This window comes from Streptococcus sp. LMAG:39 (genome assembly GCF_008680485.1).
GTDB lineage: Bacteria > Bacillota > Bacilli > Lactobacillales > Streptococcaceae > Streptococcus > Streptococcus pasteurianus.
Genome location: NZ_NALE01000001.1, coordinates 412,190 through 424,791 on the forward strand (window position 1 = coordinate 412,190; position 12,602 = coordinate 424,791).

The window sequence follows — 12,602 nt, forward strand, 5'->3', positions numbered from 1 at the left end:
CTGAGAGTTTTTCTCAGCCCTTTGCGTTAATCTAGGACCAAGGCTCGTTGGTCTCTTTCTTGTGGAATACCTTCCAATACAGTAGTCACGTAGTGTTGTAAGAATTGACTTTTCTGGTCTAGTAAATCTTTTTGCAAGGCAAGGTGAACCAGATCTCCAAAATAATCCTGACTGGAAATGGCCAAGTCCTGTTGAATCATGGCCTGTAGGGTTTCAAGGCTAAGTGGTGAATAATCGTCACTATCCAAAACCTCGTACTGTTCCAAGGTGTCTGAAAGACTATTTGAGGACATTAAATCCATAATAAAACTAGAGCCTTCACCTGTTCGGTACAATTTTTCCAGAATATCAGTCATATCTGCCTGGACTTCATCCAGATAGCCATCCACTTTAACTCGTAGCTCATCACTAATCAAGGATAGGTCATCTTCATCCATATAATCTTGATAAACTTGATTGAGAATTGTTCTATCAGAAATACTTAATTCCAAAGAGAGAAAGGCTTTGATAAACTCTTGGTAATCGTCCTTCTCCATTTCAGACAAAGCCTCTTTCATGGTGTCAAAGTTCCAAGCCATCACACAACTCCTTTTGTGGAACTAGTGGTGAATGTCCAGATTGTAGCTCTTCTAAATCAGCTTGACCATCACCATCTGTGTCAATAGTATATGGATTGGTTCTTAAAGCCAGTTCCTGAGCATCTGTCAAACCATCATGGTCTGAATCCTTTTCATAAATGGTTTTCGGATTCATCTACTTCTCCTCCTTTTTCTTTAGTCCATAAGCTGTACCGAGCAAAATCCCAGCCCCAATCAAGCCCAAAAGGGATTCCTGTTCCCCGGTATTTGGCAAAACGCTTGCTGGAACAGGCGGTTCAATAGTCTCAATTGGTGGTTGAGGTGGGGTGGGTTGATTTGGACTTGGTTCTTCAGGTTCAGGTGTACGTGTTACAACTGTATTTGAGCTGATGACATAGCCATTCACTGTATGGAGATAGGTATTCTCCACTTGACCAGTCGCAATCCGTTTCATCTGAAGGTAAACATCTGCCTGAAAGGCTGAATCATCAGAGATAGTCTCTAAGAAGGATTTATCAAATGAAATTGACACGAGTCCATTTTCTGTATCTACTTGTTGCAAGGTGTATTTCGTGACTTCTGTCCCCTCTTTTAAGACAGAACCGTCTTTGAGGATGACATCCGTCATCAGATAGCTGCGATAAACACCATTATACTCATCATGCTTTTCATCATAGTTATCTTCAAAACCATATTCAAATAAATCAGTCGCACGATTGCTTGGAATCATCGCTCCAACCAAGCGATAGTTAAAGGTTTGATGCAAGGCCACTTCTTTCCCGTCAAGGCTGGCATCTTTATGAGACAAGTCAATCACCACATCTTTTTGTGGGTCTAATTTTGGAACATTATTAACCACTGTTTCCGTGACATAGGCCAAGCCAAAATCAATCTGATAGGCTGTATTTTCATACTGACCACCTGTTTTGGTCAACTCATTTTTTACCGTCATCGGAAGCGTGACAACTAAGGTTTGACCAGTCTTCACATAGGTATCATAAAAGGCTTTTGGATCATCGCTACTAAGAACTTGAATGGCTCCTTTAGGTGTAAACTGACGTTTAGCCATGGCATCTTGAACAACTTTCGGAGCTTCTGACAAACTAGCGTAGGTGCTGACAGAGATACCCGATACAAGATTGCCAGCCTTATCCAAAACTTGAATGCCATCAGGATTTAGGGTAAGGGCTTCTTCTGGGTAATCGTCTACCATGTAAAATCTCTTGGCAAGAACATCATCCGTCACGACCATGTCCTTGTATTGACTGTAATCCAAGACAATTTTGTAATAATTGACCGTATTCGGAAGAACAGTCTTTCCATCAATTGAAATACCTTCTTGATTGGTATTAGACTTATGCGGAGTTACTTTAGGGACAAAATTGGTCACCGTGTTGGTTTCATAGGCTTGCCCAAAGTCCACCTGATAAGCCACGTTTTCATAAGACTTCCCTGAATTAAGCATGGTTTCCAAAACCATCATCGGAGTGACAATGGTAATATTCTCCCCCTTGGTCACATAAGATTCAAAAAAGGCTTGTGGGTCTTCAGGCATGAAAACTTGAAAAGCTCCTTTAGGCTGAATTTTTTGTTTCGAAAGGGCTGCTTGTAGCGTTTTAGGAGCTTCTGATAATTGAGAATAAGCCTTCACCGTGATTCCTGAAACTGTTTTGCCATCAGATGTGACAAACTGAACAGCTGTTTCATCTGGTAAAAGGGCTTCTTCTGGATAATCATCCACAAAGTAAAAACCTTGTGCAATCTGAGAGCTGTCTGCTTTAATGCCTCTGTATTGGTCCAAATCCCATGAAAGAGTATAGTAATTTTGAGTTCCCACTAGCATAGGCTTCCCATTGATATCCACTTTGTCTTTATTGAGGTTTTGTTTCTTTAGTTCTGGAGAAACAAGGGTGTTGGTCACTTCTTTGGTCTCATAGCCATTTCCAAAATCAACTTGGTAAGCCTTATTTGTATAGGTCTTTGTTTGACCATAGAGACTATCTTTCACCGTCATTTTGGTCAAAAGAGCCAAGGATGTACCTGTTTTGACATACTGGTCATAAAAGGCTTGGTCGTCATCCGGCATAAAGACTTGAAAGGCACCTGTCGGTGTAATCTTGGCACGAGCCAACTTATCTTGAAGGTCTTTAGGAGCATCATTTAGTGAAACATAGGTTTTAACCGTTATCCCTGATACCTTCTGACCATCAAGAGTTGTGATAGCAGTCCCATTTTCCACCACATCAAGCACTTCCTCTGGGTAATCATCCACAAAGAAGAAGCCACGTGCAATGGTCTCTTTAGCAGAACGATCTCCCTGATACTGGTCCAAATCCCATGTCAAACGGTAGTGGTTGGTTGTGCCAAGGGCTACGACCGTATCGTTAATGAGAACACCATCCGCATTTTCATTGTTCTTGTCAGGTGTAATAAGTGTAGTTGTCTCCCCATCACCTGGCGTACGAACCGTCACAACATTTGAAGTGACCGTATAGCTATTTCTTGTGCCCTTATTCAAAAGCAACTTGTAACTATTGGAATAGGTTGCCCCATCATTTTGAACAGTTCCATAAAGTTTGGGAGCGGTCAATTGATAAATCTTGGTTAAATCTTTATTCAACTCCTGCAACAAGTTTTCCTTTGCGGTTAAGGTCACAAAGTTTTTAGATACATCAAAAGTCACTTCGTAGTCCCCGTTTTCAGCCTGTGTTTTTTCCAAATCAAAGAGATACCCTGCAGGCAAATAGTCCTCAAAAATGAGACTAGTCGTTTGAGCACGATTGGATGAAAAGGCATCAACTGTTAAGGGATAAATCACTGTAGAATCTTTTGCGACAGTTTTCTCATGAAGATTAGCTTGGTCACTATTGACCACTTCTTTCATAATCTCTGGAGTTGTCGTCAAACGGTAAGCATGATAATGGACAGTGGGTACTTGTGGCGGCGTTGGAAGTTCTTTTAGAATAGGTTTGACAGGTAAGGTTACATTGGTCAAAGTTAGACTAGGCTGAATCACTTCTTCCAAAGGCTTTGGCGTGAAGGTTACAGGCTTTTCTGGTGTAAATGTTTTAGGAGTAAAGACATCTGGTGTTACCGTAATAGGTTCTGGAACGGGTTCAAGTTCCACCGTTACATGAGGTTTGGGAGTATAAGGTGTTACTGTACGAGCAACTGGTAGGGTATTTAAGGCAAACCAGTAAGACAAGCCAACATTCTGTGGCATATCGCCTTGGCCAAAGGTGACGGTATAGGTATTGCCTGATGTGACCGTTGAGACAATTGCTCCTTTATAAGCATAACGACTTGATGTGGTATCCCATTCCTCAGGTAAATTCAAATCACTTGCACGGTTGGAACCCAAAGAACGGGCTAGACCTTCATTAGTCACTTGAACGGTTGAACCATTTATAGGTACAAATTTCCCAGATGAATCTTTAACATATTCTAGACCAATGTCATTATGATTGAGGGACGAGTGTGTGAAGACACCTGGTTTTTCTTTTGAAAAGGTTACTTGTGAACCGTCTTCCAAAAAATACTTAGCAACTACACGAAACTCCATCTTATCTGTTCGCCAGTCACCATTTCCATCATTTCGATAGGCAATAAAGCCTTCGGTAGGATCATTTGGTACAACCAATTTCACGGCATCAGTTCCAGCTGGTGATACAAGGTTGGTAATATCGTAAGTCACACGGCTAATCTTTTTGCCATCAAATCGTGCATGTTGAAGATTTTGATAGTTAAAACTAAGGGTCTCACCTGTTTTGAAGCTATCATAGACAAAGAATCCTGTTGAATCCAAAATTCTTGAGTAGCCACCCAGCATGGCATCGCCAGTTGAAATAATCTGATCAGGATTTCGGGTAATGGCCCCATGTTGTGCTTGTGGCTCACCGTTATTGAGATTGAGGGCTTGAGCAAGTGCTTCAGAAATATAACCTTCTTCACCTTTTGAGATCTCGGCCAAGTCACGTTGATAGCGTTCCATTTCTTTTGCATTGTAGGCATCAATCGCTTCATTTTCTTTTCTAGCTGAGGCTTCTTTTTCCTGATTGCGTTTAGTAATGGCTTGAATCTCAGCTGCTCGATCTGAAACTAATTGTTGTTTCTCCTGATTAGCCTGATCAACTGCGGCTTGGCCTGCACGGTTTTCAGAATCTACAGCTGCTTGACCTGCCTGATTACACCTTTCAATGGCTTCATTATCTGCTTTTGCCTTAGCAAGTCCAGCTTCATTTTCTTTTTGAATGACCTGATTTTTCGCAACAATATCATCTGCCTTGGTTTTCTTTGTTAGATAATCCGCTACAGCTTGTTCGTTAGTTGATTGAATGGTTTCAACAGCCTTGCCATAGTTTGTATAGTCAAGTACAGATGTCCCATTTCCTGATGAGACTACTTGTTCTTTTACTGTCACATCAGCATCTGCATACTGGGATTTTAGGTCATTAACTTTGGTATCAACCCAAGCATTTGCCTCTTTACCAGTTTGGTTGGCCCCTTCATAGGCCTGTGACAGCTCCTTATTTTCTTGTTCGACGCGAGCTTTTTCATCCACATAAGCTGCTTTGTCAGCTTTGTAGGTTTTAGTGACTTCATTGATAGCCTCAACTTGGTTTTGGGCATCTGCTTCAGCTTTTGAAATTTGTTGGTTGGTCTCTGACGCAGAGCTTGTATTTCCCAAATCCATTGGACTATCTTCAACTGTAGAAACACCTTCAGCCTTGGCTTCTTCAACTGCTTGTGTTACCGTATCATGCGGTACGGTGACAGCAATGGCACCATTAGATTGTCCAGTTAACGCTAAACTTTCAGTTTGTTCAGATACAGGGATTGGCTGTGCTTCTGGTAAATTCGTAACTGGATTCTCCGTTCGTTGAATGGTGGTATCAACTGAAGATGTGACTTCATCAGCATGTGCAACTGTTCCACCCCAAGCAACAACAGCAGTCACCATGGTTCCAAGGGCAACAGAGCAAAGGGTTCGGTATTTTTTACTCTTACGAAAGACGTGTTTCTCGCTTTTTTCCTGATTGACAAGAAAGTGATGATTACATATTTTGGTCATAAAGTGTCCTTCTTTTCTTTTTTCTGTAGCAACAAACTGTCACTCTTTCCTCATCATAAAAAAGAAGACTTGATTTTGTTATCACATTAAGTTCAGTGAAAAGAAAAAAGCTATCGGAAGCACAACCAATAACCTCTGAAGAATACTTAAAAATAAAAAAAGAGGAGGACTGACGCATCAGACCCTCCCAGACGTGACTAGCACGCCCCAATTCGATACAACTATGATACCACTAATTTCGTTTTTCGTCAATGAATTTACTTAGTTGTTGAATTGATGTTTTTCTATTTGTACTGATAATCTTAAAGAGAATGTCACGATTATTGAGCGAAACATCAAATCGTTCAACAATTTCATTGAATTGATTGATGTAGTTATTGAGGACTACTGTATCAAAGTTTAAAATGTTCAAAGTCCAAATTAGTAGAATGAAATAATCTTCAATGAAAACACAAGTGAATGTCGATAATCCTAAATCTTGTTTTATCTGTTTTTTGAGTGCTTTAGATACACCGCTTGAAAAATTAGCATCAAAAATCGCACTGTTGTGCATGGTAGCATTTCTTAACTCAATAAGAGCATTGACAACTAACTCGAGAGAATTTGACCTATTAGGAATGATCGTGAAATCTTGATTTAATTTTTCACGACTTGACTTAGTTAAACTTCCTAAAAATCTACTAAACTGTCCCAAAGTAATAACTTCAAAATAAGCCCAGAGAGGAATTTGATAATCACTTTTTAAATAATGCTTAATGACCTCATTTTTATCCGAGTAATAGTCAATTGTATCCAGTATATTTTGCCTAGTTTCATTATACTGATCGAGTTTATAACTATATTTTTCGTGGTCTTCAGGATAGTCCATGTAACAAGCTAATTGATGTTCTAATATATCCTCTATCCCACTACTAGATTCTGCTACAATCGAATCGATAGTCCGATTTTTTAATGCTGTCTCTACAAGCATCACTATTGGATAAAAAAGTCCTTTTAACTCCATATCAAAATTGTAGATTGCTACAATTTCTTTAAATGAAGAAACGGGCAGAATCCCATCTGAATTAGATTTTTTAACAAATCTATATCGTTTATACCCATGATAATATCCCATATTTAAGAGTGTGACAGAGTCATCATCTTGAATGTCAATTTTATGATTTTTAAAGATATGGTCAACTAGATTCCCAGAAGTTAAACCAGTTTTCGACTCTTTTTTCATTCTTTCAATAATTGTCTCCATTTAAAATATTCAGTAACCTCTCCTTAGTATTATACCATATCACTAAACTTTTCAAAGTAACTAAAAGGTAGAATTTCTAACGAAATATTTACAAAATAATATGCTAACAAATCCAATTATTGTTAGCATATCCATTTTTATTTCGTCGTATAAGCAAAACTCAAACTACTATCCACTCCAGATAATTTACGGAAGGTGTAGTTGGGATTACCGTTGTAGTTGGTTTCGGAGATAAGGAATGAGCCATCTGGGTAGACTTTCTCCACAAAAGCCACATGTCCGTATTCTGTTGGTGTGCCATGTCCTCCACCCGCAAATGAGAGTATGGCTCCTGCTTGCGGACTTGTTCCAGTTTCCCCACCGAGACTTGCGGCTGTACGCACCCAATCTTGGCCATTGCCCATGGTACTGATAATTGGAATCTTTTCACCATTTCGGCCTTTGAGTTTCAGCCCCAGTTGGTTGATACGGGCTGCGACTCCCCACGTACATTGACCGTAAGCATAACCCATACCGTCACCACCTCCTGGAATAGAGTTCTCAAAGAGGTCTCCTCGGACAGCTTCAAGCGATTTGGGATCACTTTGTGCTGTCCCACCGTTGGGTTGACTAAAGCCTTTTTCAATTTGGTAATACCACTCACTGGCTCGTGTCTGACGCTCAAGTAGCTTATCTCCTGAGTTACCTTCCCAGTAAATGAGAAAGAGTTGGGCAAGACTAGCTGGACTTCCTGAATTGTTAAAGAACTCTTTCAACCAACTTGTGTAGTAAGGACTATCCCCATGCAACATGAAGTCCAGTTGTAACCCCAAATCATACCACTTCTGATGTTTTCCTTTGGCATATTCTAGCAATAAAGTATGTCTGCGTGACCCATCTGCAGTGTCTGTCCACTGGCCTAATCCTAAACCACGTTTGAGGATATTAGGGTAACGTCCATTGTATATTGTTGGACCATTAAGTGAAAGCCAACCCTCATCATCCCACGAACTGTCTGTCGCACCAATAGGTGGAGATAGATAGTCGCCCTCTGCACGCTTCGGATTAATGGAAGATTCTACCGACCAATTTCCTAGAATCGCTGCGATAGCTTGATTGGTCGCACCTTTGCTTTTGAGATAGTCATAAATCGCCTTGGCCCTTTCGAACTCATTGCCACCAAACTGACCGATAGTTGGAAGAATGGTGGTCTGAACCTGAATCACTTTTGGAAAGTAGAATGCTGGATTGACATAGACCAACTTATCCATATCATCATCAACCTTTTGATAGGTGACTTTTAGACCCGTTCCGTCTTTGGTCTGACCAATAATGTCTCCTGCCAAGACTTTTTGATGTTCACTCACTCGACCTGAATGAATGCCGAACAAGGTTAGTTTAGTCCTATTCACTCCCTTACCTGATGTCAAAACAATGTTTTCTCCATCAATAGAAACCTTGCCATCCATCGGAGCCACAATGACTTGGCCTTCTTTTGCTTCTAAGATGATATGGTGATGGAGCGTTGGTTTCTCATCAATAACCTCATAACCATATCGGTAGGTCATGTTTAAGCTATCCTCATCGGTCTGTCCCTGAAAGGGATTATCCAATTCTTGAAGGGCTAAATAGTTGCCTTCTTCGGTCAACTCCTTTAGTTCTTCTTGGTCCTCATCTGACAGCTTGTAAGGAGGTTTCTGGAATAAGTCAGACATGGATCTAATAGAGTCACCACCGTTTAAGTTCGTCCACACTTGACTGAGAAATTCTTTGTAGGTCGCACCACCTGTTTCCATGAAATCGTCAAGCTTGTAGTCTTGGTATTGATGATTCATGTAAACCATGACCTCATCAATTTTGGTGTAGTAGGTAATCCCTTTTTCGTTGGTTCTCGTATGTTCCGCATCTTCCCACGTCATGTGGGTATAAGCCTTGGTCAACTCGATCTCATCTTGTTGAATGACACTGCTTCCTGAGACACTCATGAAAAAGCTCATCATCAAAAGGAGTATCAAGAGAAGACCTGAGACAATCCAAGTCAAAGGATTTCCCGCAATAGCAGAAAAGAAGGTCAGGCTTCCCTTAATGGCTTGAACAATCCCCTTAACTCCTGCTAGACTGTGCTTTCTGGCATGCTTTAAAAAGGTTTGGTAGCGTCTTCTTGGTTTAAGAGGTTTCTGGCGTATGAATCCTTTTCCCATTTTGAAGTTCTGGAATCGTTCCTTTCCATGAGCCACTCTCGTCTTTGTAAAACGCACACCAGTCTGACCACTTTTCACCGCCACTTTACCTGCTTGATAGGTAAACCTGCCATAGCGTCTGGCTTTCAGGCTAGTATCCTTTAGGGTTCTAAGTCCATCTAAATCATCATCCTGTGCCACCAAGTCAAGCGATTCAGATGCAGCTAAGCTTAATCCAGCTTTGACTTTGGTAGAGTTTTTCTTAGACTTTTGGGCTTTCTTGAGTTGTTTGACCTCACGTTTGGCAGAACTGACTTCTTTTTCAGCACTTAGTCGATCAAATGATTTTTCTTGGTGAAACTGAAAGCGAGACTTCAAGGAAGATTTATCTTTTTGGAAGGTAAACTTAGGATTAACCGATTTTGACTTTTCACTTAGTTTCACTTCTGACAAATGTTTTCTTGCCGTCCTCAAACGCTCTTGAGCTTGCGGAAGTCGATAGTTCTTGATTTCCTTTCCCCTTAACAGTCTAGGAGACACATAGGTAATTTCCTTTAGGAACTTCTCTTCTGCTTCCTTTTGGCTACTGAGTAGATTTTCTTTGAACTCTGTTTTCTTTTCCTGAAACAGAGAATTTTGAGCTGGTTTTCGAAATCGTCCTATTTTAGGAACAGTCTGTTTTAAGGTCCTAACTTCTTTCCGATAATGCATGCGGACTGATTTTAAATTGCTTCGAAACTTTTTCCTGACCTGTTTGACTAGCCTTTTATCCTCTTTCATCTCATGTCCTCATTTTTTCAGGGTCCGTACTCATGATGTCAAAGAGCTTGGTGTGTTGTGGAATCTTATTTTTGAAAGGAACAACGGTGGATCCGGCCTTAATTAAGCCTGCCCCTTTTTCAGGATTGACCAAGTATTTCTCCAGTTCCTTGGAAAGCCCAAGCATAGGCACCAATTCTTCGCGATCGCTCTTAGCCTGTTTTAATAGAATCATAAACTCGCTATTGGCAATAATACGTCTACCATTTGCGTCCAAAAGAAGCGTTTCTACATTCTGAGTAATGCCTGTCGGTATCGCCCCATACTTACGGACACGACTCCAGAGTTTAAAGAAGAAATCAGAGGCGTATTTGTCCAATAAAAGAAGCTGCATTTCATCAAAATAAATCCATGTTTTCTTCCCTAGTTTTTGGTTTTTCACCACCCGATTCCAAATTTGGTCAAAGATAACCATGAGGGCAATTTGCTTCAATTCATCACCTAACTTTTTGACATTGTAAATCAGGAAATGACTATCAGTTTTGATATTGGTCCGATGTGAAAATATATCCAGAGACCCTTCCACATAAAGTTCCATATCCAGTGCCAAGTCCTTAGCTTCCTGTTCAGGTTGTTGAGATAAGACAAAGACCCATTCGACCAATGATGGTGTGTCAAAATGCTTATAGGTGAGTCGTGTCACACGGTCTATCAACGACTTTTCGCGACCAGCCATTTTGCGGTCCAAGAGCTTTCCAATCCAGGACAAGAGAAATTCGGACTTGACCTTGACTGGATCCTCATCCATATTCTCATCTGATAGATCGAGAACATTTAAAAACGTTGTGGAATCTGGGGCAATATCAATACTTTCCCCACCAAAGGCTTGACCGATAATACTGTACTCATTTTCTGGGTCAACAATAATAATTTCAGTATCACTATCTGCTTCCTTGAGCTTAGTAGAGATGATTTCATGTTTTGTCGCCATCCCTTTTCCAGCTCCAGAGGTCCCTAAAATCAAACCTGATGGAGTATTTAACTTGCCACGGTCAATACTGATGATATTACTTGAGATTTGATTGATACCATAAAATTTTCCACCCTTGTCTTGAATATCTACGGAAGTCCAAGGTGCATTCACGGCAATGTTTGAAGTCAATAGTGATCGAGAAACACCTTCAAGATAGTTTTTTCCAAATGGTAAGAGACTATTAAAGGCCGCTTCTTGCATATAGGTCAAGTTATCAATAATCATGTCATTTGACCCCGCCACTTGCTTGATAATATCAAGAAATTGTTTGAGTTGGTCTTCAGTATCCGCAAGCACGCCAATTAGAAATACGGTGTCAAACAGCTTATCTCCTGTTTGGGTCATGGTTTGAAGAAGAGCTTCTGCTTCATCGATGTTGTTTTCAAGAACATGGCCGACCTTCTCCAAATAGATGCCAGTCCGAGCCATCTTTTGTTGTTCCCCAATCTTTTGTGATTCCATCAAGGTCTTCTTGGTTCGCAGCTTGGTCATGGTTTCAGACTTAGTTGAGCCTTTGGCATGTAGGCTAATCATCACTTCCAAATCTGACTGCATGAGGTCACGAATAAATTTATCCCCTAGCTCCATACCGTAATCACGAACATAGACAATCTGTAATAATCTATCGTCCAATTCAATATGATTCTTGTGTTTAAAGGAAAGGTAGGATGGGGCAATAAAGTGTTTGGTGGATTGACCTGATAGGGTCAAATCATTGTAAGAAAACGGTAAATGATTTTCACCTCGCAACATATCCGCAAAAACATTCACTCGCTCCTCTCCACCAAGCAGACCAAGAGATACATCAATCTCTGAAAAGCCACTCTTGAAATATTCCCCAATCTGTGACAGAGATCTAAAAGCTAGTTTTGGTGTTTGGTCGCTCTTGCCAAATGAAAGAAACTTGACAGCCGAAAAGTTGTTCTCACCCGCCTCTAAGTTGGCATCCATCATACGATTCAATTCATCACGATAAGCATCAAACCCATCTTCCTGTAAGGGATAGAGGATACTCTTACGGAATTTTTCCAGATTGACCTTTTGATTGAAAATGGTCAGTTGGAAATTGGTCTTATCATCAAGAGAATTGATTAAATCGGAATATTTCTCAACAATAGCTCCCTTATCATCTAAACCAATTGTTTGATAATTGACATCTCCTAAGAGATAGGTTTGTGAAAAATAGCTTGGGCTGACCTGCATAAGGCCATTCTGAAAAAGCCCTTGATAGGCTAACGTATTTAGGGTAGAAGGTCTGATCTCCTGCTTCTGTGTTTTCGTCTTTTGCTTTTGGTCATTAGAAGAGGTCTTTGCTTTCATTGAGTGTTTTAATTTTTTCATGTTGGTCTCCTTTTCTTCCAGTAAATGTACGATCTGGTACTGTCAGTTCATAATGAAAACGGTACTTGAGATAGGTTTCAAATGGTAAATCATTTGGGCGATAGACCCCAAATAACATGAGTGGAATGGTAAAGCTAAAAACAAAACCATAGACAAACCAATCCCCAAATTGCCAGTAAAATAGGTTCAAGCCCAATACCAAAATGGTTAGGGCGATGGCTGGAAATACAAAAATAACCTGTCTGGTTGTAAATCCTAACCATGCCCTGTGTTGAACCTTTGAGATGTCCTTAAAGACACGTGTGTTCATAAATAATTGCTCCTTCTTTGATAAAAGGACTAAGATGAAAATCTCAGTCCAGTTTGAATTGCTTCATGATTTTGATGCAGTAGACGTCTGAACTCTCTACGCTAAGTT

General features: G+C 40.4%; 7 protein-coding genes. All 7 read right to left on the reverse strand.

What is annotated here, in order from left to right:
• Positions 1-26: 26 nt before the first annotated feature.
• On the reverse strand, positions 27-578 hold the full coding sequence (locus CCC20_RS01945; protein WP_144356691.1) for a hypothetical protein: 552 nt from the start codon (positions 576-578) through the stop codon (positions 27-29).
• Positions 562-753 (reverse strand): calcium-binding protein, encoded by a 192-nt coding sequence (locus CCC20_RS01950; protein ID WP_144356690.1) that lies wholly within the window; start codon positions 751-753, stop codon positions 562-564. Before CCC20_RS01950 ends, CCC20_RS01945 begins: the two co-directional genes overlap by 17 nt.
• A complete protein-coding gene (locus tag CCC20_RS01955) occupies positions 754-5,649 on the reverse strand; it encodes an SspB-related isopeptide-forming adhesin (RefSeq protein WP_287178792.1) in 4,896 nt (1,631 codons plus the stop codon).
• A 232-nt stretch (positions 5,650-5,881) separates the two neighbouring features.
• On the reverse strand, positions 5,882-6,892 hold the full coding sequence (locus CCC20_RS01960; RefSeq protein ID WP_144356688.1) for an Abi family protein: 1,011 nt from the start codon (positions 6,890-6,892) through the stop codon (positions 5,882-5,884).
• A 137-nt stretch (positions 6,893-7,029) separates the two neighbouring features.
• On the reverse strand, positions 7,030-9,831 hold the full coding sequence (locus CCC20_RS01965; RefSeq protein ID WP_144356687.1) for a phage tail tip lysozyme: 2,802 nt from the start codon (positions 9,829-9,831) through the stop codon (positions 7,030-7,032).
• Position 9,832: 1 nt separating this feature from the next.
• On the reverse strand, positions 9,833-12,184 hold the full coding sequence (locus tag CCC20_RS01970; protein WP_287178434.1) for a VirB4-like conjugal transfer ATPase, CD1110 family: 2,352 nt from the start codon (positions 12,182-12,184) through the stop codon (positions 9,833-9,835).
• Entirely contained in the window at positions 12,141-12,494 is a 354-nt protein-coding gene (locus tag CCC20_RS01975) for a PrgI family protein (protein ID WP_285394255.1), read from the reverse strand. Before CCC20_RS01975 ends, CCC20_RS01970 begins: the two co-directional genes overlap by 44 nt.
• Positions 12,495-12,602 lie beyond the last annotated feature (108 nt).

Excerpts from the sequence above, each read along its gene's own strand:
- CCC20_RS01945 (WP_144356691.1), bottom strand. The coding sequence starts at position 578 with ATGGCTTGGAACTTTGACACCATGAAAGAGGCTTTGTCTGAAATGGAG.
- CCC20_RS01950 (WP_144356690.1), bottom strand. The coding sequence starts at position 753 with ATGAATCCGAAAACCATTTATGAAAAGGATTCAGACCATGATGGTTTG.
- CCC20_RS01955 (WP_287178792.1), bottom strand. The coding sequence starts at position 5,649 with ATGACCAAAATATGTAATCATCACTTTCTTGTCAATCAGGAAAAAAGC.
- CCC20_RS01960 (WP_144356688.1), bottom strand. The coding sequence starts at position 6,892 with ATGGAGACAATTATTGAAAGAATGAAAAAAGAGTCGAAAACTGGTTTA.
- CCC20_RS01965 (WP_144356687.1), bottom strand. The coding sequence starts at position 9,831 with ATGAAAGAGGATAAAAGGCTAGTCAAACAGGTCAGGAAAAAGTTTCGA.
- CCC20_RS01970 (WP_287178434.1), bottom strand. The coding sequence starts at position 12,184 with ATGAAAAAATTAAAACACTCAATGAAAGCAAAGACCTCTTCTAATGAC.
- CCC20_RS01975 (WP_285394255.1), bottom strand. The coding sequence starts at position 12,494 with ATGAACACACGTGTCTTTAAGGACATCTCAAAGGTTCAACACAGGGCA.